This is a genomic window from Rhizobium sp. CCGE531 (assembly GCF_003627795.1).
GTDB lineage: Bacteria > Pseudomonadota > Alphaproteobacteria > Rhizobiales > Rhizobiaceae > Rhizobium.
The window spans coordinates 625,511-650,113 of record NZ_CP032684.1 but is presented as its reverse complement, the minus strand read 5'-3'; the positions used below and the strand labels follow the sequence as shown (position 1 = coordinate 650,113).

Genomic DNA, 24,603 nt, shown 5'->3' with positions numbered 1-24,603 from the left:
AATTCCGGACGGAAAACCGCTCAGCACTTTTCCTGGAATTGCTTTAGCTTCGGGAGGGCAAGCGCTTTCGCGGCGCCGCCATATCGCCCACCAATTCGCGAACCGCCTGCTCGATCAGCCGGCAGGCTTCGACCGAGGCTTTGCGGCCATTATGGGCGAGATGATAGGACAATGGCAGGAGCTCATCCGGATCGACGATCCGGACCTTGTCTGCAATCGGCAAGGCGCTGACACGCCCGAGAAACGAAACGTAGCCGTGATTGGCGACAAGGTCGACGATGACGGGCAGCGAGTCGGCCGAGGTGATGTCACGGCCGCGAAACCGGCGGCGATCACGGCTGTCGTAACCGAAGGCGGTCGCGGCATTGCCGATACCGGTGCGCGGGCTCGGCACGCACAGCGGATGGTTTTCCACGAGTGCGGCGAACGTCTCTTCCGTGCTGTCGGGCGGGGCGATCGCCACCATGTCGGTCGCGACCAACTCCATATGCTCGAAAGCGTCGAGGCCGAAGACGGAATCGACGATGGCGACGTCGATGCGGCCGGATCGAAGCGCTTCGCGCAGATCGTCGGCCGTCATCAGCATCAGCGACAGCATGTTGCGGTTGCCGCCGATGTTCCAGCGCGACACCAGGCTTGCGAGCGAGCGCGCCACCCAGCTTTCCGAGCCGGTCGGAATGATCGATCCGATGCGGACCGCGCGGGCGGTTCGCTGAAAGCGCTCGTCCGCCGCCGCTTTCATCTCGTCCCAGGCCTGCGCGATGGAGGCGAGGATGGCATGGACCTCCTGCCCCGCCTCCGTCAGCACCGAGCCTTGTGCCTGCCGCTCGAGCAGCCGGCAGCCGAACAGCTCCTCCAGATTGGCGATCTGCAACGAAAGCTGCGGCTGCCCCAACCGCAGGCGGCGGGCGGCGCGATTGATGCTGCCCTGATCGGCGACCTCGAGGAAACGTTCGATGGTGGCGATCTTCAACGGCAGGCGCGCGGCCCACTGATCATAGCCTTGCGGAGTCGGCGGCTCCCTCATCAGGACCGAAAGCTGGCGGATGTTGGCGAGAATAGGCTGCAGCCCCTTCTGAACCTTCGAGCTCGCCAACAGGGTCGCAAGCTCGCCGGACGCACGCTCGACCAGCTTCATAGCCAGCTCGGTTTCGAGCCGGCGCAGCGCGCTGGAGACGGTCGAGGCCGAGAAAGAGAGCCGGCGCGCGGTCTCCCTCACCGAGCCGACGGAGAACACCATGTCGGCTACGAACAATGCGCCGAGATACAAATCCCATTCCCTCTCATCCGCAGCGCCTGGCCTGCCTCGACCACAGCAATGTCAACAGTATCCCGACGATATGATGTGTTCTCGAAAAAAGATATCCCTAAGCCGAAAAGCGATCGCTATCGTTTCCTTGTCGCCTCACTGATCCAGCCGCGAAAATGAGATCGGAACAGCGCCAAACGGGTAAGGGGAACAAAAACAAACGCACTTGCCCCCGAAAAAAGAAATCCAATTTCGCGCGAATGTCGAGTACCCTCGTCATAATCGCGCGACTGCAACGGGAATCCGAAGCGACATCGACTTTTCCGCGATGAACGCTACGTGCCTGAAGCAGCCACGAATTTGCCTGTGGGCCGCCGGCCCGCTCGAAGCCTGCCTGTCCGGACTGCGGCCTAGCGAGGCGGCACGGGCAAGCAGAACAAAGATTTAACGGGGTACAAAGGGAAACATCATGTTCAAGAAACTTGCACTTGCCGCCACGCTGACGGCCCTCCTTGCCAGTGGCGCCAACGCTGCCGACGTCGTCGTCTCCTCGAAGATCGATACCGAGGGAACGCTGCTCGGCAACATCATCCTTGCCGCGCTCAACGCCAACGGCATCAAGGCGCAGGATCGCATCGCGCTCGGCACGACGCCGGTCGTGCGCAAGGCGATCACCGCGGGCGAGATCGACATCTATGCCGAATATACCGGCAATGCCGGCTTCTTCTTCAACAAGGCCGAGGATGCCGCCTGGAAGAACCTGCAGCAGGGCTACGATCTCGCTAAAAAGCTGGACTATGACGCCAACAAGGTCGTCTGGCTGACGCCCTCGCCCGCCAACAACACCTGGGCGATCGCCGTGCGCAGCGATGTCGCCGGCCCGGCCAAGCTGAAGACCATGTCCGATTTCGGCAAGTGGGTTGCCGGCGGCGGCTCGGTCAAGATCGCCGCCTCTTCCGAATTCGTCAATTCTCCGGCAGCCCTGCCGGCTTTCGAGACCACCTACAGCTTCAAGCTGAAGCCGGATCAGGAAGTCGTGCTTTCGGGCGGCGATACGGCGGCAACGATCAAGGCCGCGGCCGACCAGACCAACGGCGTCAATACCGCCATGGTCTACGGCACCGACGGCGCCATCGAAGCGGCCGAACTGACCGTCCTCGAGGACGACAAGAGCGTACAGCCGGTCTATGCACCGACGCCGATCATCCGCGAAGCCGTGCTGAAGGCCAATCCGAAGATCGAAGAGGTTCTGGCTCCGATCTTCAAGGGCCTGACCGCCGACGTGCTGCGCAAGCTGAACGGCCGCATTCAGGTCGATGGCGAGCCGGCCAAGGCTGTCGCCGAATCCTACCTCAAGGAGAATGGTTTCCTGAAGTAAGGCTTTGCCGCTGCTCCGGCGGCTCCATTTTGATAAAGTGGAGCCGCGGACATTCGAATGGGCATGGTCTTGTCCGAACCCGCCTTGAATTCTCGGCCCATGCGCTGACGGAGCTTGCCTGATGGAAGATGCGCTAGCGGTCCGCCGAGTGGACCGTCTCGGAGTGGTGCTGGTGGCGGGCGGCGCGCTGGCAATGGCCTGGATGCCGTTCATCATCGTCAAGGCAAACCGCATCGCCGCCGGCAAGCCTCAGCTGCTGACCCAGCTCATTGCCCAGCCGGCCGCTATTGTCCTGTTTATCCTCCTGGCGGCAGCAGCGCTTGCCGCACTTTTCCTGCGCAATCAGATCATCCGACTCGGCATCGCAACGCTTGCGATCGCCACGCTGATCGTTACGCTCGGCCTCGTCTCGACCGCCGCGACACCGGCAGGCAGCACCGTGGCGCGTATCACGCCCGGCGGCTCCTTCTGGGTGTTGCTGGCCGTTGTGGGGTTGATGATCTCGGACGCTCTGGTGAAGCTGCGCCTGACGCCATGGCTGCGGGTTGCGGCACTGGCGCTCTATGCCGCCCTGCTCGCCGTCGTGCTGCGCTCCGGCCTGCTCGACAATCTCTCGATCATGAAGGAATACGCCAACAATGCCGACAAGTTCTGGCATGAGGCGCTCGGCCATGTGTTCCTCTCCCTCGGGTCCGTCGCCATCGCCATCGTGCTTGCCTTGCCGCTCGGTATCTTCTGCTATTGGCAGCCGCGCCTCCGCGCCGTGGTGCTGCGGGCGCTGAGCCTGGTGCAGACCATTCCGAGCCTGGCGCTGTTCGGCATCCTGATGCTGCCGCTCGGCTATATCGCCGCCAACGTGCCCTTGGCCGCCGCGATCGGCATAAAGGGCATCGGCGTGGCGCCGGCGCTGGTGGCGCTTGTCATCTATTCGCTGCTGCCCGTCGTCGCCAATACCGTCGTCGGTCTTGCCGGCGTCGATCCCTCCGTGCGCGATGCCGCCGCCGGCATGGGCCTGACGCGCCGGCAGATCCTCACCGGCATAGACCTGCCGCTCGCCTTTCCGGTCATTCTCACCGGCATCCGCATCGTGCTGGTACAGGCGATCGGCCTCGTCACCGTGGCGGCGCTCATCGGCGGCGGCGGCTTCGGCCTCTTCATCTTCCAGGGCATAGGCCAGACGGCCAATGACCTCGTGCTGCTCGGCGCGGTGCCGACGGTCTTTCTCGCCTTCTCATCGGCCGTCATCCTCGATGCGGTCATCGACAGCATCCGGGGACAACGCGCATGACCAACATGATCGAGCTCAAGGGCGTCACCAAACGCTACGGCAGCGCCACCGTGGTCGATAATGTCAGCATGAGCATGGAAAAAGGCACGATCACCGTCATCGTCGGCACCTCCGGTTCCGGCAAGTCGACGCTGATGCGCATGATCAACCGGCTGGTGCCGATCACCGAAGGCCATATTTCGGTTGGCGGCGAGGACATCATCAACGTGCCGGCGACCGAGCTTCGCCGCCGCATCGGCTACGCTATCCAGGGCCACGGGCTGTTTCCGCATCGCACGGTCGCGCAGAATATCGCCACCGTCCCCGAGCTGCTCGGCTGGGAGAAGACCCGCATCGACCGTCGCGTCGAAGAACTCCTGGATCTCTTCCATCTCGACCCCGGCACTTTTGCCGACAAATATCCGAGCCAGCTTTCCGGCGGCCAGCAGCAACGCGTTGGCGTGGCGCGCGCCCTTGCGGCCGAGCCGGAGCTGCTGCTGATGGACGAGCCTTTCGGCGCGCTCGATCCCGTCATCCGCGGCAAGGCGCAGGACGATCTGCTCGCCATCCAGAAGCAGTTCGGCACGACCGTCATCCTCGTCACCCACGACATGGACGAGGCCTTCCATCTCGGCGACAAGATCGCCGTCATGAGCGAAGGCAAGCTGCTGCAATGCTCCGAGCCCGAGAAGATCCTGACTGAGCCGGCCGATCCTTTCGTGCAGCAGCTGACAGGCACGTCCGATCGCGCGTTGAAATTGATGTCGCTGCTGCCGCTGAAGGAGAGCATGCAGCCGCTGCGGCCTGGCCTCGGCCACAGCCTGCCGCAGACGCTCAACCTGCGCGACGCATTGGCTGAGCTGATCTGGCAGGGCGCGGACGAGGCGACGGTCGAAGACGAGCGCAAGGTGCCCGTCGGTTCGATCTCGATCCGGCATCTGATCGAGCTGGGCCGCAAGGCATGAAATTTCTCGCCGCCAATCTCTTCCGCCTCCTCGCCCTGGCGCTGCTGCTGGTGCTGCTGTTCCGTCCGGAGTGGCTGACGCCTGTCCTTGCGCCGCTTACCAAGTTCGGGGCGTCGCCGATCTATACGCAGAACAGCCTGCCGAGCCTGGCGCTCAGCCATCTCGAACTGATCCTGATCTCGATCGCCGCAAGCGGGATCCTGGCCGTTCTCGGCGGCATCTTCGTCACGCGGCCGATCGGCGCCGATTTCCTGCCGCTGTCGCGCGCGATCGCCAATGCAGGGCAGACCTTCCCGCCGGTTGCCGTGCTGGCGCTTGCCATTTCGACCACGGGCTTCGGCGCGGTGCCGACCCTGATCGCGCTTTTTCTTTATGCGCTGCTGCCGATCTTCGAAAATACGGTTGCCGGCCTGCAGCAGGTGCCGGCCTCTGTCCTCGATGCCGCCGACGGCATGGGCATGAGCGGCCGGCAGCGCCTGTTTCGTGTCGAACTGCCGCTTGCCCTGCCGCTGATCATCGAGGGGCTGAAGATCGCGACCGTCATCAATATCGGCACCGCGACGATCGGCTCCACCGTCGCCGCCAAGGGGCTCGGCGAAGTCATCATCGCCGGGCTGATCAACGACAACACCGCCTTCATCCTGCAGGGCGGCCTCATCGTCGGCCTGATGGCGGTGTTGATCTATGACGGCATGGAAATGATCGAGCGGTCAGTCACGAGCAAGATCGGATTGCAATCCCACTGAGATCGAAGACCACCGCCAGTCCTCGCGGCCGGCGCCGCACATGTCTTCGTCAATCGCCTTCGCCGGAAGGCAAAGGCGCGCCGGGCAGGTAAAGCGCGACCGGCCTGATTTCATAGACAGCAGTGGGATTGGCGCGGCGCAGCTCGCGCGCGGCCTCGACTGCCGCATCGCGCGTCGGAAAATCGACGACGTAGAAGCCGAGCAATTGTTCCTTGGTTTCGGCAAACGGGCCGTCGATGACCAGTCCCGCGCCCGGCCCGCGCAAGGTGACGGCGTTCTGGGTCGACCCCAGCCGCGCGGCCGGTCCCAATGACCTTTGCGCGACCATGCGGTCATTGATATCGAGCAGCTCGGTCATCAATGCGGCGTCTTCCTCCTTGCTCCAGGATTCGACGATGCCTTCTTCATGATAGGCCAGAATGGCGTAGTACATGGATTTCCCCCTCAATCGTATGCTCGGGAGTTAACCAGACCGATCGCCATCCGGAAACCCCGGATCTGCACCAGGGCGCGGCAATGACGCGTTTCCGCAGGCTTGCCTTCCCCGGTTGCCGATGGCATTGGCTGTGAAGAGATAATGCCCTGACGATCCAAGGAGGCGCCGATGGCCAAGATGATTCATTCGATGATCCGCGTGCTCGACGAAGCGCGCTCGATCGAATTCTACGACAAGGCTTTCGGGCTGAAGATCGCCGACCGCATCGCCTTCGAGACCTTCACACTGATCTATCTCAGCAATGACGAGACGGGCTTCGAACTGGAATTGACAATCAACCAGGGCCGCACCGCGCCCTATCCGCTAGGGGAGGCCTACGGCCATCTTGCGGTCTCGGTCGCGGAGCTGAAAGACGAACATGCGCGCATGACCGCGCTGGGGCTCAACCCGGGCAACATCATCGAACTCAATCGGGATGGGAAGCTCTTTGCGCTCGTCTTCTTCGTCACCGACCCCGACGGTTACAAGATCGAAGTCGTTCAAAGGCATGGGCGGTTTCAATAAAAGCACACATATCGGCACCCCGCGTCGGCGGGGCCCTGCCGAACCGGCTTTGTCAGCGCGCTCACATCCAATAGGGCGGCACGCCAAAATAATCGTGGCTCTTGTGGCCATGATTCTTATGGTCGTGATCGTCCTTGGCGGCGAAACGGCATGCCTTTTCGATGTCGTTCTTGGTCATGCTGACGCGATAGCCGTCGATGCGGGCATCGTAGCGCAGCTTCTCCCACGGCAGCCGGTAGTGCTCCTGGCCGATGCCGAAGAAGCCGCCGAAGCTCAAAATGACGAAAGCGATGCGTCCATCACTTTTCTCAAGCATCAGGCGTTCAATATGACCAATCTGCTTGCCATCCGAACCGAATACCCTGGATCCCTCGACGCGGTCGCAGGCAACCAGCATCGACATGTCCTTGATGTAAAGGTCACGGCCCGAGATCTCGGCACTCTCATTATGCATATGCGCACCTCCTTTTGGATACGCGTCACATAAAATCGTGGAGCGTCCGATCTGCTCTTTGGGGCAGCACGATGCTCCGATGGGTTTACACCCACGGCCCTATTAACGCTCCGTTATTGCAAAAGTTCCAGCCTTTTTTTCAAAACTGTAAAAAAACGTGAGCGCAGAAGATTTATTGACGTTTACGTCAAGGTTATTGTAGCTTCCGTGATGCTCCAATGATTTAGTTGAGAGCAAAGGCTGCGACGATGTGAAAAGCGGGAGACTTTTCGATCGCGCAGTGACACTTTACATAACCGCCGCCCAAGGACGGCGGGGCGTGGTGATGATGCGTAAAGGAGGAAGTGCGCATGAATTCAGTCTCCGCTCCTTCGGATAGACCGCAGGTCAAGAAAATATGGCTCGCGTCTTATCCGGACATCGTACCGGCGGAATTGCCGCCGTTGGAGCATGCGTCACTCGTCGACCTGCTGGAGAAAAGCTGCGCGCGCTACGCCGACCGGCTCGCCTTTACCAGCATGGGCAAATCCATCAGCTATCGCGATCTTGACCAGCAGACGCGCAAGATAGCCGCCTGGCTGCAGAGCCTCGGCCTTCAGAAGGGCGACCGTGTCGCCGTCATGATGCCGAACGTGCTGCAGAACCCGATTACGGTTTACGGTATCCTTCGCGCCGGCCTCGTCGTCGTCAACGTCAATCCGCTCTACACGCCGCGCGAACTCGAGCACCAGCTGCGCGACTGCGGCGCCAAGGCGATCTTCGTTCTGGAGAATTTTGCCCATACGGTGGAGCAGGTGCTGGCCCATACGGATGTGCGCCATGTCGTCGTCACCGCGCTCGGCGACATGCTGGGCGTCAAGGGCCATATCGTCAACTTCATCGTCCGCAAGGTGAAGAAGCTCGTACCGGCGTGGTCCATCCCCGGCCACCGCAGTTTCAAGGGCGTGATCTCCGAGGGCGCGCGCCTGCCCTTGAAGCCGTCCGCGCTCACCGGCGGCGACATCGCCTTCCTGCAATATACCGGCGGTACGACCGGCGTTGCCAAGGGCGCGATCCTCACCCATTCCAATTTGCTCGCCAACCAGCTGCAACTGCTGCTCTGGCTGCAATCCGCCTATATCAACAAGCCGCGCCCGGAGCAACTGACCTTCGTCTGCGCGCTGCCGCTCTATCACATCTTCGCACTGACGGTGAATTCGCTGATGGGCGTGTCACTCGGCGGCCATAACGTCATGATCGCCAACCCGCGCGACATACCGGCCTTCATCAAGGAACTGGGCAAATACAAGTTCGATATGTTCCCCGGCCTGAACACGCTGCTCAACGCGCTGATGAACAATCCGGAGTTCACCAAGCTCGATCTCTCCAACACCGCAACGCTTGCCGGCGGCATGGCGGTGCAGCGGCCGGTCGCCGAGCGCTGGCAGAAGATGACGGGCGCCTGGATCACCGAAGGCTACGGCCTTTCCGAGACATCGCCGGTCGCAAGCGCCAACCGCTTCGACAGCCCGGAATTCAGCGGCACCATCGGCCTGCCGATAACAGGCACGGATTTCGACATTCGCGACGAGAACGGCAACTCGCTGCCGCTCGGCGAAGTCGGCGAGATCTGCATCCGCGGGCCGCAGGTTATGGCCGGCTACTGGAAGCAGCCGGCCGAGACCGCGCGCGTGATGACATTGGACGGCTTCTTCCGCAGCGGCGACATGGGCTTCATGGACGAGCGCGGCTTCACCAAGATCGTCGACCGCAAGAAGGACATGATCCTGGTGTCGGGCTTCAACGTCTATCCGAACGAGATCGAGGAAGTTGCCGCCATGCATCCGGGCATTCTCGAGGCCGCGGCGATCGGCGTGCCCGACCAGCATTCCGGCGAGGCGGTGAAGCTCTTCATCGTCAAGAAGGACCCGGCCCTGACAGAGGCTGACGTCAAAGCGCATTGCGCAGCCAACCTGACCAATTACAAGCGCCCGCGCTTCATCGAATTCCGCTCGGAACTGCCGAAATCCAACGTCGGCAAGATCCTGCGTAAGGAGTTGCGCGGCTGACATAATTCCGTGCCATTCAGGAGGCCGCTCGCCCTTTTTCGCGAGCGGCTTTTTTCGTTTTGGATGATACGTGAACTTGATTTACGCCCTACATAGGGAATAGTTTCCGCGACCAACTCAGAGTGCCCTGCCCTCTCCGGACGGCAAGCGGCGCGAACCGCAAGGAGTCCCCATGAACGCCCTCGTCGATCAACTGAAGAGCACCGCATCGGCAACGAAGGCCGCCGATATCCGCGCCGCCTTTGCCGCCGATTCCAGCCGCTTTTCCCGCTTCAGCGCCTCGGTCGACGACCTGCTGATGGATTACTCCAAGACGGCGGTGAACGACGAAATCCTCGCCCTGCTCGAGAAGCTCGCGGCCGAGGGCGGCATCGCTGCCAAGCGCGAGGAAATGTTCTCGGGCGTCGCCATCAATTTCACCGAAAACCGCGCCGTGCTGCACACCGCGCTGCGCAACCGCTCCAATACGCCCGTGCTGGTCGACGGCAAGGATGTCATGCCCGACGTCAACGGCGTTTTGGCCGCCATGGGCAAGTTTGCCGACGGCATCCGCTCCGGCGCGCTGAAGGGCTCGACCGGCAAGGCGATCACCGACGTCATCAATATCGGCATCGGCGGCTCCGATCTCGGCCCGGTCATGGCGACGCTGGCGCTGGCGCCCTTCCACGACGGTCCGCGCTCGCACTTCGTCTCCAACATCGACGGCGCCCATATCGCCGATATCCTGAAGCTCGTTTCGCCGGAAACGACGCTCTTCATCGTCGCGTCCAAGACCTTCACGACGATCGAAACGATGACCAATGCCCAGACGGCGCGCAAGTTCATCGCCGATGCGCTCGGCGAAGCCGCCGTGCAGCACCACTTCGCCGCCGTTTCGACGGCACTCGACAAGGTCGCCGCCTTCGGCATCGACAGCGAACGCGTCTTCGGCTTCTGGGATTGGGTCGGCGGCCGCTACTCGATCTGGTCGGCGATCGGCCTGCCGCTGATGATCGCCGTCGGTCCGGAAAACTTCGGCAAGTTCCTCGATGGCGCGCATGCGATGGACAACCATTTCCGCCAGGCGCCCTTCAAGGAAAACCTGCCGATGCTGCTCGGCCTCATCGGCTTCTATCATCGCAACGTGCTCGGCTATCCGACCCGCGCGATCCTGCCCTACGACCAGCGCCTGTCGCGCTTCCCGGCCTATCTGCAGCAGCTCGACATGGAATCGAACGGCAAGGGCGTCACCATCGACGGCACGCCGGTCGAAGGCAATTCCGGCCCGGTCGTCTGGGGCGAGCCCGGCACCAACGGCCAGCACGCCTTTTACCAGCTCATCCATCAGGGCACGAGCGTCATCCCGGCCGAATTCATGATCGCCGCCAATGGCTTCGAGCCGAACCTGCGTCACCAGCACCAGCTCTTGATGGCCAATTGCCTGGCGCAGTCGGAAGCACTGATGAAGGGCCGCACCTTCGCGGAAGCCAAGGCCCAGCTCACCTCCAAGGGCATGGATGACAAAAAGGCCGATTTCATCGCGCCGCACCGCGTCTTCACCGGCAACCGCCCGTCGATCACCTTCGTCTACGACAAGCTGACGCCCTATGCGCTCGGCCGCCTGATCGCGCTCTACGAACACCGCGTCTTCGTCGAAGGCGTGCTCTTCCGCATCAACTCCTTCGACCAGTGGGGCGTCGAACTCGGCAAGGAACTGGCAACGGGCCTGCTCCCGGTCGTCGAAGGCAAGGAAAGCGCTGCCGGCCACGATTCCTCGACGCAGGGGCTGGTGGCTGCGCTGGCAAGCCGCGCGAAGTAAGGCGCTTATTCACCTCCCCCTTGAGGGGGGAGGTCGCCGCAAAGCGGCGGGTGGGGGTGACAACTGCTTTCCGCGCCGGAAGGCCCAAAGGATCACCCCACCCCGGCACTGCGTGCCGACCCTCCCCCTCAAGGGGAGGGTTAAATTGGGGGCCGATCGCATTTATCCAATATGTGGTGAAATACCCCCCTCTGTCAGCTTCGCTGACATCTCCCCCACAAGGGAGGAGATCGTTGGGAGTTTGTCGCACCTTCTGCGAAGACAAAAACTCTCTTAACAGCTGCAAGATTTGTTTGGTGCGAGAGAGCGCCACGGGCTACCAATCTCCCCCCTTGTGGGGGAGATGTCACGAAGTGACAGAGGGGGTGTGGCCCCTCCACACCCTCAATAGCTAAAGACTAAACCCCGATCTCACTTGCCCAGGGCGGGTTAGCACCTGCGCGCGACACGGTCACCGCCGCAGCCTTGGCGCCGAGCCCGAGGGCATCCCGTAATGCCCGCTCGTCGAGCGAAGCCACCTGCGCCTTGGTCAGCAGGTTGTTCATCTTCAGCGATGCCAGAATGCCGGCATCGAAGGTATCGCCGGCGCCGACCGTATCGACGACGGTGACGCGTTCGCTCGGCACGGAGACCTTCAGCGACTTGGTATAGCCCGTCGCGCCCTCGGCACCCTTGGTAACGACGACGAGCTTGGCGCCCTGGTTTAACCAGTGGGCGGCGAGTTCGTCATGGTTTCCAGCGATGCCGAACCACTCCAGATCCTCGTCCGAGAATTTCAGAATGTCGGACATGGCCGCCATGCGGCCGATGCGGCCCATATGCGCCGCCTTGTCCCTGATGAAGCCCGGGCGAATGTTCGGATCGAGCGAGATCACCCGGCTCTGATGCTCGCGCTTCATCAGCGCCTCGTAGGTCGCGCCGCACGGATCAGGGATCAGGCTGATCGCGCCGAAATGCAGCGCTTCGCAATCATCGCCGAGCGCCGGTAGATCGGCCTCGGTGATCATGCGGCCCGCCGTGCCTTCATCGTAGAAGGCATAGGTCGCCTGGCCGTTGACGAGCTTGACGAAGGCGATCGTGCTCGGGCGCGGCGTGATGGCGCAGTAGCTGAAATCGACCTTGGAAGCAGACAGCGTCTCGCGCAGGATATCGCCCATCATGTCGTCGGCGATGCCGGTGAAGAAGCCCGTGGGAATGCCAAGGCGGCCAAGCGCTATCGCGGTGTTGAAGATCGCGCCGCCCGCATAGGGGGCAAAGCCCTTTTCGCCCTGCGTCGTCTCACGCGGCAGCATGTCGATCAAAGCTTCGCCACAGCACAATATCATTCCGGCCTCCCAAAGAGCGCGTCTGTCGTGTCCAGTCTCATAAATCGATTAGATAGATTCAATGCAAAAGCAAAGCGTCAGTTTGTGGGCAGCTCCGAAATGCCGCCGTTCCGTCCGGACCAGGCGAGCGGCGCATTGAGAAAGGCCTCGACTTCCTCCAGCGTCTTGTCGTCGAACAGCTTCTGTTCCTTGGCGACGGCGAGCACATCGCGCCAGGTGGCGATGTGGTGCAGGCGGACTTTTCCATTGGCGAAGCGCTCTTCCGCTTCAGGGAAGATGCCGTAGTAAAACAGCGCCATGCCATGATCGACGATGCCGCCGGCCGCGCGGATGGCGTCGATGAAGGTGAACATGCTGCCGCCGGCCGTGGTCAGGTCCTCGATGACGAGCACGCGGGCGCCATCCCGCATATCGCCTTCGATCTGGGCGTTGCGGCCATGGCCCTTCGGCTGCTTGCGGACATAGATCATCGGCAGGTTCAGACGCTCGGCCAGAAAGGCAGCAAAGGGAATGCCCGCCGTCTCGCCGCCGGCAACGCAATCGAACTGCTCGAAACCCGCGTTACGCACGATGATGCTTGCGGCGAAATCCATGACCGTCGAGCGGATGCGCGGATAGGAGATCAGCTTGCGGCAGTCGATATAGACCGGGCTCGCCATGCCGGAGGCAAGCTTATAGGGCTTGTCGGCGCTGAAATGGACCGCCTTGATCTCCCAAAGCATCCTGGCCACCAGCTCAGCCATGATGGCGCGATCGGTAAATGTCATCTGGGTCATGCGGGGCCTCCTTCGCAGCGCTAATGTTCCAGCGGCAATAGCAGCAAGCGGCCCGAGTTTCCAGACGAATAGAAGCTTTTGCGGATATGTCGCGGCCGCTGCGGGTAAAGGCGGCCGGGGGCGATCATCGCAGTGCGCCGAGATCAGCGGGGAGCATCGCCTTGAACAGCGCAATGACCCTGTCGCCCTCTTCCCGTTCGATTGAAATCGCGTAACGGACGGCAGCGGCGACCAGCTGCATGGTCAATCGGGCGATCCTTGCGAGTTCGCCTTGGTCGCGCTCAGGCCAGAGGCGCTCGAGAACGGTGAGAAATGCCTGCGAATGCCATTCCATGTCTTCCGCGTCGACCTGCTGCAGCAGCTTGTCGGCATGGGTCGCGTGCCAGATGTCGCGCATGACGGGTTCATCGAGGAACATGGCGTAATAGCCATCGACAATGCGCCCAAGGGCCGCCTGGAGCTGATCGCGGCTTCTGATCGCCACCAGCTCGTCCTCGACGCATTGCCGCCCCTGCTCGTTGAAGCGCTCCGCCAGCACGCGGATGATCGCGGTCTTGTCCGGGAAATATTGATAGAGCGAACCGAAGGAGACACCTGCTTTTTCGACGATCTCGCCCATGCGCAGCGCATCGCTGCCATTCTTGGCAATCAGTTCGGATGCCACCGAAAGGATCAGCTCCACGCGTTCGCGGCCGCGCTGCTGGCTGGGTATGCGACGCGGCGTACCAGCCTCGTCCTTGCTGCGCCTGCGTCTCGCGATCGGTTCCTGCATCATGTCTTTCCCTGCCTGTGACTGTTGACAAGCAATATAAGAGAGTTTATCACATTTCGCAAATGAGAGAGTTTATCACATTTTGTGCAGGAGGAGCTTGAAATGCAGATCTCGACCATCGCCATCATCGGCGGACTGGGAAAAACCGGCGGCCGCGTCGCCGAACGTCTGAACGAGCGCGGCATCACGGTTCGCGCCGCGTCCCGCTCGACGACACCCCGTTTTGATTGGCAGGACCGCAGCACCTGGCACAAGGCGCTGGAAGACTCTTCCGCCGCCTACGTCACATTCCAGCCGGACCTTTCGGTCGACTGGGCAGCGGAGGCCATCGCGACCCTTGCCAAGACGGCTGCTGAAGCCGGTGTCGGGCATATCGTTCTGCTTTCCGGCCGAGGCGAAGACGGAGCCCTCCGCAGCGAGGAGAAACTCAAGGCCGTCGGTGTGGACTACACCGTGCTGCGCGCCAGCTGGTTCAACCAGAATTTCAGCGAAGGCGCTTTCGTGGACGGGCTTCTCCAGGGAAAGCTCGCTTTGCCGGCCGGCGATGTGCCGGAGCCTTTCGTCGATGCCGACGACATTGCCGACGCGGCTGTCGAGTGTCTCACCGATCCCCGTCACCGCAACCAGACCTACGAGCTGACGGGACCGCGCGCCCTGACCTTTCGCCAGGCGGTTTCCGAAATCGCAACGGCTTCCAACAGGACCATCGAATACGAAACGGTTCCAATCGATGCGTTCATCGCCGAGATGACCGCCTACGGCCTGCCGCTGGAGACGACCGATCTCCTCCGCGAGCTTTTCACGGAGGTGCTCGACGGCCGCAACTCGCCCGTGATGGACGGCGTCAGGCAGATCCTCGGCAGGCAGGCGAAAGACTTTTCCGATTATGCCCGTCAAACCGCCGCAACCGGCATCTGGAGTGTCCAGTCATGACCTTTCCGATCACCAATATCGCCCTTATCGTCGCAGCACTCAGCAGCGGCCTTCTCGCCGGCGTCTACTTCGCCTTCTCGACCTTCATCATGCAGGCCTTCGCCCGTCTTCCCGTCGACCAGGGGATCGCCGCCATGCAATCGATCAACACGACGATCGTACGCTCACCCTTCATCGTGCTGTTCCTGCTGACGGCCGCGCTGTCGCTCTTCATCGCCGTGATGGCAATTCTCTACTGGCGGGGCGGCATCAGCATAATGATGCTGACAGGTGCGGCGCTCTATATCGTCGCGAGCTTTCTTTCGACCATGGTGTTCAATGTGCCGCTGAACGACGCGATCGACAAGCTCGACGGCCATTCCGCAGAGTCGGCACAGCTATGGTCGACCTATCTCAGCGACTGGGTCTGGTGGAACCATGTACGCACGGTGGCGTCCCTATTGGCCGCCTGTGCCTTCGTGAAAGCCCTGTTCTGAAAGATCGCGACGCGCTTTAGACGGCATGCAGATAAGCCGCAACCTCGACACGGTTGCGGCCGTTGCGTTTGGCCTCGTAGAGCGCCTTATCGGCAGCGCGAAGAACGTTGTCGAAGCCCAGGCCCTTGATTGTGCCGGTAGCAACCCCGGCGCTGACGGTGCAGACCAAAGTTTTGTCGTCGACGCTGATTGCCCGCGCCGCAAAGGCATCACGCACCCGCTCAGCGACCTGCTCCGCGCGACCCGGCAGCGCATTGTCGAGAACGAGCGCAAATTCCTCGCCTCCCAGACGCGCCACCGTGTCGGAAGGCCGCAAACCGAAGGCGAGTTCCTGGCCGAAAAGCTTGAGCACGAGATCGCCGGTGGCGTGGCCGTGCTGATCATTGATCGTCTTGAAGCGGTCGATGTCGAAGATGATGACGGCCATGGACGGGCCGAAGCTGCGGCGGCCATAGAGATCGAACAAGGCCCGGCGGTTCAGCAACCCGGTCAGGGAATCGGTGATCGCCTCCTGGCGGTGGAACGCGGCCTGGCGCCACTGGTGCAGCGCAAGCGACAATGCGCCGATCCCGGTCATCCCGGCAATGCAGACGGCAAGACTGACATCCTCGGCCCAATTGTCCGGCGCGTGCCCGAGCACGAGCTTGCCATCGGCGATCAATACAGTCGCGCAGAGCACAAAGGAAATGGCGGTCAGCGTGTAAAGCGCGGTGATACCGTAAAGGGGCGTAGGCGCTTCACGCCGGCTCAGCCAGTATTCGCGCGCCGTCAGAAGCAAAAGTATACTGATGACGATATTGTCGCCGATGAAAGCCAGCCCATCGTAGCCGGCGAGCATAGGGCCTACCGAAGCGCCGATGCCGGTCAGGCAGCCGAGAGCGAAGCGAGCTTTGGAGAGGTGGCGCGTGCGGAACTGATGACCCGCCATCCAAATGGTCGCAAAGCCGATGAAAAACAGCACGAAAGTCAGGATGGCAAAAAACGGCCGCGGCTGGTCGACATAGGCGCCGTAGATGAAGATCCCGGCGACGAGAGGCACAAGGCCGGCAGAGCACGTCAGGAGAAAGGTATCAGGTCGGCGGGAAAACCAACTTCCGACCAATGTGACCGCGAGGCAGGACGCGGAAACGCCGAGGGCCAGAAGTAGGGAGTTATAGTCGACCAGCATCATGCTCTTTCAACGGTTTCATTTTCTACCGCAGGGGATCGATGACACGCTAGGCTTCAAGGGGTATCAAATTGGTTACGGCAAATAATAAAGAAAATATATATCAGTAAAATATACGTTCCATATCGCGGCAAATACGGATGCGTTACTACAATATTGCGTGTAAATTTGAATTTACTTATATAATCTAAATCTAAATTCAGCCTTCAACATCCCAATGCAGGGGGAACATGGGATCGAAGACGGTGACCGGACCGGCGCCCGTTTCGATCTTGGCCGGGAACGTCACGGCATCGGGGCGGCGCACCAGGGTGATGCTGTCCTCGTTGGCCGGCAGCCCATACCAGGCGGGTCCGTTCAGCGACGCGAAGGCTTCCAGCCTCTCCAGAGCGCCCTCCTGCTCGAAGACATGGGCAAGGCAGCTCATAGTATTGATCGAAGTATAGATACCGGCGCAACCGCAGGCGCACTCCTTCAACGGATCGACATGGGGAGCAGAATCCGTGCCGAGGAAGAACCTGGTATCGCCGCTCGTAGCAGCCGCGCGCAGCGCCAGGCGATGGCTTTCGCGCTTGGCGACCGGTAGGCAGTAATAATGCGGACGAATGCCACCGACGAGGATGGCGTTGCGGTTGATGATCAGGTGATGCGTCGTGATCGAGCCGGCGAGGTTTGCCTTCGCCGATTTGATGTAGTTGACGCCGTCCGACGTGGTCACATGCTCCATCGTGACCTTCAACTCCGGCAGTCGCTGGCGCAGCGGATCGAGCACGGTTTCGATGAACACCGCCTCGCGATCGAAAATATCGACCTCGGGCGTCGTCACTTCGCCATGGACGCAGAGCGGCAGGCCGATCTTCGCCATGCGCTCCAGCACCGGCATGGCCCTGTTCAGATCGCGCACGCCGCCGTGGGAGTTGGTCGTCGCGCCCGCCGGGTAGAGCTTGACCGCCGTGATCAGGCCGCTCTTCTTTCCCTCCTCGACATCGTCGGGGCTGGTGTGTTCGGTGAGGTAGAGCGTCATCAGCGGCTGGAAGCGATCACCGGCCGGCAGCGCTTTAAGGATGCGTTCGCGATAGGCAGCGGCGTCCGCCGTCGTCACGACGGGCGGCAGGAGATTGGGCATGATGATGGCGCGGGCGAAATGCCTGGAGGTATCGCCGATCACGCCTTCCAGCATGGCTCCGTCACGCAAATGCAGATGCCAGTCGTCAGGACGGCGGATGGTGAACTTTTGCATGGGCGCGACCTCTGGAATGTGAGCGCGATCCTGCCCGAACGCTGCCTCGGCCTTTTCGGGATCGTGCTTTTCGATATTGCGCTTCGATAGCACCAACCGCCATCGCAAAACAATCCGCGACCGCGGTTAAATGATGGCGAAGTTCAGTCCTGCACGATATCGATGGTAACGTCGGCGCGGCGGCGGTTTTCCAGAATCAGCCGGCCGTTGGGCAGATCGTTGCCGTAAACCTTGGCGCTGGCCGCCTCTTCGTCGAGATCGTAGCCCCTCCAGCGCGCCCACAGCCGCTCTTCCAGCACTTCCATGGGTGGGGCGAGCATGATCGAATAATCGAACAGGCCTTCCAGTTCCGCCCATTTGCCCTGGCTGAACAGCAGGTAGTTTCCTTCGACGACAATGAAGCGGTGATCGGCCGGGACGATGCGAGCCGAGGCGATGGCAAGCTCGCGCGAGCGATCGAAAACCGGTACCAGCACCTCCTCATCGGCGGTGCGCACGGCCTTGACGATATCGAGAAAGGCGCGAACGTCGAAGCTTTCCGGCACGCCCTTTCGCTTCAGAAGTCCCTTCTCGATCAGCACGGCATTGTCCATGTGGAAGCCGTCCATCGGCAGGACTTCGGCGCTTTCGCCCCTGGCGTTCAAAGCCTTGGCAACATTGTCGGCCAGCGTCGACTTGCCGGCGCCGGGAGGGCCGGCAATCGCCACCAGGAAGCGTCTGGCATTGCCGGCGCGCGCGATGATCTCGCCGGCAATGTCCTCGAGCGATGAGCTCATGCAGCCACGGTCTCCGCCGGCGGCGCCTTGGCGCCGGTCATGAAGGCAACGGCGTCGGACATGGTGTATTCCTTCGGATTGATGACGGTCAGGCGTCGTCCGAGGCGATGGATGTGGATACGATCCGCAACCTCGAAGACATGCGGCATGTTGTGCGAGATCAAGACGATCGGCAAGCCGCGCGCACGCACATCGAGGATGAGTTCCAGAACCTTGCGGCTTTCCTTGACGCCGAGGGCTGCCGTCGGCTCGTCCATGATGACGACCTTGGAACCGAAGGCGGCGGCACGCGCCACGGCGACACCCTGGCGCTGGCCGCCGGAGAGCGTTTCCACCGCCTGGTTGATGTTCTGGATCGTCATCAGGCCGAGTTCGGTGAGCTTGTCGCGGGCGCGCTTTTCCATGGCCGGCCGGTCGAGCATGCGGAAGACGGAGCCGAGGACGCCGGGCTTGCGAATCTCGCGACCGAGGAACATGTTGTCCGCGATCGAGAGCGCCGGCGACAGCGCCAGGTTCTGGTAGACCGTTTCGATGCCAGCCTCGCGCGCTTCCATCGGCGACCTGAAATGAACAGGTTTGCCTTCCAGCATGATCTCGCCTTCATCGGGTGTCACCGCGCCGGAAATCGCCTTGATCAGCGAGGATTTTCCGGCGCCGTTGTCGCCGATAACAGCAAGGATTTCGCCGGGATAGAGATCGAAATCGGCGTTGTCGAGCGCGGTCACGCGTCCATAGCGCTTGACGAGGCCACGCGCGGTGAGAAGGGGTTCGCCAGTCGTGGTCATGCCGATACCTTTCTGATCCATTGATCGATCGCGACGGCGCCGATGATCAGCACGCCCGTCAGGAGGACCTTCCACTGCGGATCGGCTCCGAGCATATTGAGGCCCATGGAGACGACGCCGACGATCATGGCGCCGAAGAGCGTGCCGAGGATCGAGCCACGGCCGCCGAAGAGCGAGATGCCGCCGATCACGGTCGCGGTAATCGCCTGAAGATTGAAGTCCGTCACGGCCGACGATGGTGAGACCGAGCCGTTGCGGCCGATCGAAACCCAGGCGGCAAAGGCCGCGATCAGTCCCGAAACACCATAGACGGCGAGCAGCACCTTCTTGGTCTGGATGCCCGACAATTTCGCCGCTTCCGGATCATCGCCGACAGCATAGACATGCCGGCCCCAGGCCGTGTGATTGAGAATATACCATAGGCCCAACACCAGCAGCACCATGGCGATGACGCCGACGGTCAGCACCGCGCCGCCAAGCCGGAAGCTGACCGCGAAGAGATGCAGGAGCGGCGCCTTTTCATCGACATCGGTATCGCGGATGGTTTCATTGGCGGAATAGATGAAATTCGTCGCCATGACGATATTCCAGGTGCCGAGCGTCACGATGAACGGCGGCAGCTTCATGTTGGCGACGAGGAAACCGTTGAGCAACCCACAGAGGCCGCCCGCGGCCATGCCGGCGATAATGGCGACCGGCGTCGGCAGGCCGTAAGTGACGGCGACGTTGCCCATGACGACGGAGGAAATGACCATGATCACGCCGATCGACAGATCGATGCCGGCGGTCAGGATGACCAGCGTCTGGGCGGCACCGAGAATGCCGACGATCGCGATCTGCTGCAGGATTAGCGTCAATGTATAGGCGGAAAAGAACCGCCCGCCGATGGCAAAGCCGAAGATAATGATCGCCATCACCAATACGATCAACGGCACGGCGGCCGGCGTCGAATGCAAGAAATGCTGCATGCGTTTGAGAAGAGAAACATCCTGGTGCTCGAACGAGGCGACATTCTTGTCGCTGCCATCGAGAACACGCTCGAATTCCTGTGCTCCGGTCATTGTATTCCTCCGCTGCCGCGCCGAATTATACGCGGAAACCGCCGGGTGTTGAAACCGGCCGGATCTGAGGTCCGGCCGGCGTTGATGTCAGGAAGGCACAATCGCGAACCGAAGGACCGCTTCAGCGAAAAGTGTGAAGCGGCTTTCGGATTGGATCACGCCAAATTCAGGATGAGGCTTAGCCCCAGCACTTTGCCGTGCCTTCCTTGGTGTCGATCGACTTCAGGCCGGAAACCGGCTTGTCCGTCACCAGCGAGACGCCGGTGTCGAAGAAGGACTTGCCTTCGGTCGGCTTCGGCTTTTCGCCGTTATCGGCGAACTTCTTGATCGCCTCGACGCCGAGGGCAGCCATCATCAACGGATACTGCTGTGACGTGGCGCCGATCACGCCTTCCTTGACGGACTTGACACCCGGGCAACCGCCGTCAACGGACACGATCAGAACCTGCTTTTCCAAACCGACGGCCTTCAGGGCCTGATAGGCGCCGACAGCGGCCGGTTCGTTGATCGTGTGGATGACGTTGATGCTGGAATCCTTCTGCAGGAGGTTTTCCATGGCCTTGCGGCCACCTTCCTCGTTGCCGTTGGTGACATCATGGCCGACGATGCGCGCATCGGTTTCGTCGCCGATCTTGTTCGGATCCTTCGGGTCGATGCCGAAGCCGATCATGAAGCCCTGGTCGCGCAGCACGTCGACGGAAGGCTGCGACGGCGTCAGGTCGAGGAAGCCGATCTTGGCGTCCTTGGCCTTGGCGCCCAGCGTCTTGTTAGCCCATTCGCCGATCAGCTTGCCGGCAAGAAGGTTGTCGGTGGCGAAGGTCGCGTCGGCGGCGTCAGCCGGTTCCAGAGGCGTGTCAAGCGCGATGACCAGCAGGCCGGCATCGCGTGCCTTCTTGACCGAGGAAACGATGCCCTTCGTGTCGGAAGCGGTGATCAGAATACCCTTGGCGCCGCTGGCGATGCAGCTTTCGATGGCGGCGACCTGGCTTTCGCTGTCACCGTCGATCTTGCCGGCATAGGACTTCAGCGTCACGCCGAGTTCCTTGGCCTTGGCGGTCGCGCCTTCCTTCATCTTGACGAAGAAGGGATTGGTATCGGTCTTGGTGATGAGGCAGGCGGATACGCCGGCAGCCTTGGCGGGTGCGGCGAAGGCAACGCCGATCGCAAGAGCGGCGAGCGCGGCGGAAATAACAGATTTCTTCATTCAATCCTCCCGATGTTTGAAAGGCCAGACCGTCCGGCAATCACGGAGCGGAGCCCGGCGTAGAGATGCGCAATGCCTGTCGGATTATTTTCGGTGGACCTCCTCCAAGGCCATATGCACATCCTCAACGCCCATATCTGAGCCTAAAGATTTCGACCTGTCAATAAATAAATCGGATTGAATTATTAATTCGATGTGGCATTCTGGAAAAAATTAAGGCATGGCCATGATGGAAGGAGCAGGCTCATGTCTCTCGTGCACGACCCTGAGGAAACACCCACAACACCAGCGATTCTCGACCCCAGCGGGGGTGCGAACCAGCTCGGCGTGCGCGCCCATAACGAACGGCTCGTCCTGTCGCTCGTGCGCCGTCACGGCGCGCTTTCGAAGGCCGATATCGCCAGGCGCAGCGGCCTTTCGGCGCAAACCGTTTCCGTCATCATGCGGGAACTGGAGAAGGACGGCCTATTGTCTCGCGACGCACCTGTTCGCGGGCGCGTCGGGCAGCCATCCATTCCCATGCGCCTCAACCCTGACGCGGTGCTCTCCTTCGGAGTGAAGATCGGCCGGCGCAGCGCCGATCTGGTGCTGATGGATTTTGTCGGCGGCATCAGGATGCAGCTTCATCAAACCTATCCCTATCCCATGCCGCAGGACATTCTCGCCTTCGTCACGGCCGGCGTATGGAAGCTGGAGGGACGCCTCAGCGAGGACCAGCGGCAGAAAATCGCCGGGATCGGCGTCGCCGCGCCGTTCGAACTGTGGAATTGGGCCGAGCAGGTCGGATCGCCGCCCGGGGCCATGGACGTCTGGCGCGGCTTCGACCTGCGGGCCGAAATCGCCTCGCGCGTGCCCTACCCCGTGATGCTGCAGAACGACGCCACCAGTGCCTGCGGCGCCGAACTCGTCTTCGGCGTCGGCCCACGCTATCCGGATTTCGTCTATTTCTTCATCGGCTCCTTCCTCGGCGGCGGCATCGTCCTTAATTCGTCGACCTTCGTCGGACGGACCGGCACGGCCGGTGCGCTCGGCCCGCTGCCCGTGCGCGGCCGTAATGGCGAGAACCGCCAGCTTCTGGAAATCGCCTCGATCTTCGTGCTCGAGAACCTTTTGCGCGATCATGGCTTCGACCCGCAACCTCTCTGGTATTCGGCAGACAATTGGATCGACTTCGGCGAGCCATTGGAAATCTGGATCCAGGATACGGCCAAGGCCTTGGCGCAGGCGATCGTCGCGTCCGCCTCGGTCATCGATTTCAGCGCCGCCGTCATCGACGGCGGCTTCCCCGATTGGGTGCGGGAACGCGTGGTGCGCGCGACAACCAGGGCGGCCGCGGAACTCGATCTCCAAGGCGTCGTTATGCCCGAGATCATCGAGGGGGCCGTGGGGCCACAGGCACGCGCCATCGGCGCCGCCAGCCTGCCGATCTTCGCGCGCTACCTGATCGACCAGAACGTTCTTTTCAAGGAGATTGAGCATGCTGAAGGGCATTGACCCGCTATTGAGCCCCGAGCTGCTGGCGACACTGCGCGCCATGGGCCATGGCGACGAAATCGCTCTTGTCGACGGCAACTATCCCGGCCTCGAGCATGGGCGCCGCCTCATCCGTCTCGACGGCCACGGCGTCATCCGCGTGCTCGATGCCGTGCTGAGCGTGCTGCCGATCGACGATTTCGTGCCGCAGGCGATTTTCCGCGCCACCGTCCGTCAGGACCGCGACGCCGTCGATCCCGTCCACGCCGAGATGATCGAGTGCTGCGCCCGGCATGTGCCCGAGATCAGGGTCGTGCCGCTGCTGCCGGCGGAATTCTACGAGCGGGTGAAGCAGGCGCATGCGCTGATACAGACCAGCGAGCCAAGGCTCTATGGCAATATCATCCTGCGCAAGGGTGTGATTTATCCGAAGGGGTAGGAGGTTGGCCGAAAAGGCCCCTCATCCGGCGCCCTGAGCTTGTCGAAGGGCGGCCACCTCTCCCCGCAAGCGGGGCGAAGGGGATGGACGCACCCACAGCCTCTCCCTACCAGCAATTTACTTAGACGAGAATGCAGAACTAGTCCCCTCACCCCGCATGCGGGGAGAGGGTTAGGGTGAGGGGCAAAACTTTCCATGCGACGGGAGTCGATTGCCCTCTCTCAAATATCCCCCGCCGAAGGCCCCCAGACATCCGTCATGGCGAAGCCTTCCGCCATGGGGTCGAAGGGATCGAGCGCCACCTGGCTGAGACCGAAGGTGAAGCCGCGGCCGGTGATCGTCGGGATAATGGCCGGCCTGCCGGCGACCTCGGTCACCGCCTGCAAGCCCACCTCGAACTCCGAACCGATGATCGAGCGGGATTTGAAGACATCGCCGACCTTGGCCTTGCCGCGAGCATGCAGGGTCGCCAGATTGGCGGAGTTGCCCGTGCCGCAGGGCGAGCGGTCGGCGCGGCCGGGCCACATGGTCGTGCAGGTGCGAATAGCGCCATCGGCGTCGATGTCGCGGAACATCACATAGGCGACGCCCGAGATCGCCGGAATTTCCGGATGAACCACGGTCATTGCCCGATTTATCGCATCCTTGATGATCATGCCGGCCTGAACGAGGGCCGCCGCATTGGTCTTTTCGATCGTCAGACCAATCTGGCCGACATCGACGAGCCCATAGAAGATGCCGCCATAGCAGAGATCGAGCTTGATCTTACCCCATTGCGGCGTGTCGAGCTCGACGTCCAGCTCATGCACGAAGGACGGCACCATGGTCAGCCGCACCTTCTCGCAACGGCCGTCGCGGCAGGTCGCCGTGGCGCGGACAAGGCCGGCGGCCGTATCGAGCGTGACCACCGTTTCCGGCTCCTTCATCTCGACGATACCGGATTCGAGCAGGGCCGTGGTCACGCAGATGGAATTCGAACCCGAGCTCGCATGCGCCTGATCCGGCTGCAGGATGATGAAACCGGCATCGGCGTCGGGGTGCTTCGCCGGCAGCAGCAGGTTGACGGAGCCGATCGGCGCGCCGCGCGGCTCCAGCACGAGAAAGCGGCGCAGCTCCTGGCCCTTGGGATCGGTATTCAGCCAATGCAGCTGCTCGGCAATGCTGTTGCCCGGGATCTTCGGCACGCCGCCGATGGCAACCCTGCCGATTTCTCCCTCGCAATGAACATCCAGCAGCTGGATCGTGCGCTTCCATCTCATCTCATATGCTC

General features: G+C 61.8%; 24 protein-coding genes. 11 read left to right on the top strand and 13 right to left on the bottom strand.

From position 1 onward, the window contains the following. Positions 1–43 precede the first annotated feature (43 nt). Positions 44–1,270: a LysR family transcriptional regulator gene (locus CCGE531_RS03235; protein ID WP_120662895.1), complete on the bottom strand. Its 1,227-nt coding sequence runs from the start codon at positions 1,268–1,270 to the stop codon at positions 44–46. Between the two features lie 448 nt (positions 1,271–1,718). On the opposite strand from CCGE531_RS03235, the gene CCGE531_RS03230 reads away from it, so the two are divergent. The 4 genes from CCGE531_RS03230 (at position 1,719) to CCGE531_RS03215 (ending at position 5,605) form a co-directional block, all read left to right on the top strand. Continuing rightward, positions 1,719–2,627, top strand: a complete 909-nt coding sequence (locus tag CCGE531_RS03230) for an ABC transporter substrate-binding protein (RefSeq protein ID WP_120662894.1) — start codon at positions 1,719–1,721, stop codon at positions 2,625–2,627. Between the two features lie 121 nt (positions 2,628–2,748). After that, on the top strand, positions 2,749–3,915 hold the full coding sequence (locus CCGE531_RS03225; protein WP_120662893.1) for an ABC transporter permease: 1,167 nt from the start codon (positions 2,749–2,751) through the stop codon (positions 3,913–3,915). Next, entirely contained in the window at positions 3,912–4,859 is a 948-nt protein-coding gene (locus CCGE531_RS03220) for an ABC transporter ATP-binding protein (protein WP_120662892.1), read from the top strand. The genes CCGE531_RS03225 and CCGE531_RS03220 overlap by 4 nt, the downstream gene beginning before the upstream one ends. Continuing rightward, the gene (locus CCGE531_RS03215) at positions 4,856–5,605 is read left to right on the top strand and encodes an ABC transporter permease (protein WP_120662891.1); all 750 of its coding nucleotides are present in this window, start codon (positions 4,856–4,858) and stop codon (positions 5,603–5,605) included. Before CCGE531_RS03220 ends, CCGE531_RS03215 begins: the two co-directional genes overlap by 4 nt. 49 nt (positions 5,606–5,654) lie before the next feature. Here the strand turns inward: CCGE531_RS03215 and CCGE531_RS03210 are convergent, their stop codons facing one another. Further along, positions 5,655–6,038 (bottom strand): YciI family protein, encoded by a 384-nt coding sequence (locus tag CCGE531_RS03210; protein ID WP_120662890.1) that lies wholly within the window; start codon positions 6,036–6,038, stop codon positions 5,655–5,657. Between the two features lie 171 nt (positions 6,039–6,209). On the opposite strand from CCGE531_RS03210, the gene CCGE531_RS03205 reads away from it, so the two are divergent. Beyond that, entirely contained in the window at positions 6,210–6,605 is a 396-nt protein-coding gene (locus CCGE531_RS03205; protein ID WP_120662889.1) for a VOC family protein, read from the top strand. Between the two features lie 61 nt (positions 6,606–6,666). Here CCGE531_RS03205 and CCGE531_RS03200 read toward each other — a convergent pair whose 3' ends face one another. Continuing rightward, positions 6,667–7,059, bottom strand: a complete 393-nt coding sequence (locus tag CCGE531_RS03200; protein ID WP_120662888.1) for a PRC-barrel domain-containing protein — start codon at positions 7,057–7,059, stop codon at positions 6,667–6,669. 350 nt (positions 7,060–7,409) lie between these two features. Between CCGE531_RS03200 and CCGE531_RS03195 the strand changes: the two genes are divergently transcribed. Both CCGE531_RS03195 and pgi read left to right on the top strand, forming a co-directional pair. After that, the gene (locus CCGE531_RS03195) at positions 7,410–9,107 is read left to right on the top strand and encodes a long-chain fatty acid--CoA ligase (protein WP_120662887.1); all 1,698 of its coding nucleotides are present in this window, start codon (positions 7,410–7,412) and stop codon (positions 9,105–9,107) included. 172 nt (positions 9,108–9,279) lie between these two features. Continuing rightward, the gene (pgi, locus tag CCGE531_RS03190) at positions 9,280–10,905 is read left to right on the top strand and encodes a glucose-6-phosphate isomerase (protein WP_120662886.1); all 1,626 of its coding nucleotides are present in this window, start codon (positions 9,280–9,282) and stop codon (positions 10,903–10,905) included. Between the two features lie 398 nt (positions 10,906–11,303). Here the strand turns inward: pgi and CCGE531_RS03185 are convergent, their stop codons facing one another. The 3 genes from CCGE531_RS03185 to CCGE531_RS03175 form a co-directional block, all read right to left on the bottom strand. Beyond that, a complete protein-coding gene (locus tag CCGE531_RS03185; RefSeq protein ID WP_120662885.1) occupies positions 11,304–12,230 on the bottom strand; it encodes a carbohydrate kinase in 927 nt (308 codons plus the stop codon). Between the two features lie 77 nt (positions 12,231–12,307). Next, a complete protein-coding gene (locus CCGE531_RS03180) occupies positions 12,308–13,006 on the bottom strand; it encodes an orotate phosphoribosyltransferase (protein WP_120662884.1) in 699 nt (232 codons plus the stop codon). Positions 13,007–13,130: 124 nt separating this feature from the next. Beyond that, positions 13,131–13,781, bottom strand: a complete 651-nt coding sequence (locus CCGE531_RS03175) for a TetR/AcrR family transcriptional regulator (RefSeq protein ID WP_120662883.1) — start codon at positions 13,779–13,781, stop codon at positions 13,131–13,133. 99 nt (positions 13,782–13,880) lie between these two features. Here CCGE531_RS03175 and CCGE531_RS03170 point away from each other — a divergent pair, with 99 nt between their 5' ends. Further along, positions 13,881–14,711, top strand: coding sequence for an NmrA family NAD(P)-binding protein (locus tag CCGE531_RS03170; RefSeq protein WP_120662882.1), 831 nt, complete (start codon positions 13,881–13,883; stop codon positions 14,709–14,711). Further along, complete coding sequence (locus tag CCGE531_RS03165) at positions 14,708–15,187, top strand: anthrone oxygenase family protein (protein WP_120662881.1); 480 nt, start codon at positions 14,708–14,710, stop codon at positions 15,185–15,187. Before CCGE531_RS03170 ends, CCGE531_RS03165 begins: the two co-directional genes overlap by 4 nt. Positions 15,188–15,203: 16 nt before the next feature. Here the strand turns inward: CCGE531_RS03165 and CCGE531_RS03160 are convergent, their stop codons facing one another. The 6 genes from CCGE531_RS03160 to CCGE531_RS03135 all read right to left on the bottom strand — a co-directional run bounded on the left by CCGE531_RS03160 (position 15,204) and on the right by CCGE531_RS03135 (position 21,421). Next, positions 15,204–16,355 (bottom strand): GGDEF domain-containing protein, encoded by a 1,152-nt coding sequence (locus CCGE531_RS03160; protein ID WP_120666436.1) that lies wholly within the window; start codon positions 16,353–16,355, stop codon positions 15,204–15,206. Between the two features lie 199 nt (positions 16,356–16,554). Beyond that, entirely contained in the window at positions 16,555–17,595 is a 1,041-nt protein-coding gene (pyrC, locus tag CCGE531_RS03155) for a dihydroorotase (protein WP_120666434.1), read from the bottom strand. Between the two features lie 143 nt (positions 17,596–17,738). Beyond that, the gene (locus tag CCGE531_RS03150; protein ID WP_120662880.1) at positions 17,739–18,371 is read right to left on the bottom strand and encodes a nucleoside triphosphate hydrolase; all 633 of its coding nucleotides are present in this window, start codon (positions 18,369–18,371) and stop codon (positions 17,739–17,741) included. After that, positions 18,368–19,177, bottom strand: a complete 810-nt coding sequence (locus CCGE531_RS03145; RefSeq protein ID WP_205586466.1) for an ATP-binding cassette domain-containing protein — start codon at positions 19,175–19,177, stop codon at positions 18,368–18,370. The genes CCGE531_RS03150 and CCGE531_RS03145 overlap by 4 nt, the downstream gene beginning before the upstream one ends. Further along, positions 19,153–20,217: an ABC transporter permease gene (locus tag CCGE531_RS03140; protein ID WP_120662879.1), complete on the bottom strand. Its 1,065-nt coding sequence runs from the start codon at positions 20,215–20,217 to the stop codon at positions 19,153–19,155. Before CCGE531_RS03140 ends, CCGE531_RS03145 begins: the two co-directional genes overlap by 25 nt. Positions 20,218–20,395: 178 nt before the next feature. Continuing rightward, positions 20,396–21,421 carry a sugar ABC transporter substrate-binding protein gene (locus CCGE531_RS03135; protein ID WP_120662878.1) on the bottom strand — a complete coding sequence of 342 codons (1,026 nt, stop codon included), beginning with the start codon at positions 21,419–21,421 and terminating at the stop codon, positions 20,396–20,398. 246 nt (positions 21,422–21,667) lie between these two features. On the opposite strand from CCGE531_RS03135, the gene CCGE531_RS03130 reads away from it, so the two are divergent. Continuing rightward, complete coding sequence (locus CCGE531_RS03130; protein ID WP_120662877.1) at positions 21,668–22,915, top strand: ROK family transcriptional regulator; 1,248 nt, start codon at positions 21,668–21,670, stop codon at positions 22,913–22,915. Beyond that, positions 22,899–23,333, top strand: coding sequence for an RbsD/FucU family protein (locus CCGE531_RS03125; RefSeq protein WP_120662876.1), 435 nt, complete (start codon positions 22,899–22,901; stop codon positions 23,331–23,333). The genes CCGE531_RS03130 and CCGE531_RS03125 overlap by 17 nt, the downstream gene beginning before the upstream one ends. A gap of 221 nt (positions 23,334–23,554) precedes the next feature. On the opposite strand, the gene CCGE531_RS03120 is transcribed toward CCGE531_RS03125, so the two are convergent. Next, positions 23,555–24,592 carry a 4-hydroxyproline epimerase gene (locus CCGE531_RS03120; protein WP_120662875.1) on the bottom strand — a complete coding sequence of 346 codons (1,038 nt, stop codon included), beginning with the start codon at positions 24,590–24,592 and terminating at the stop codon, positions 23,555–23,557. Between the last annotated feature and the right edge of the window lie 11 nt (positions 24,593–24,603).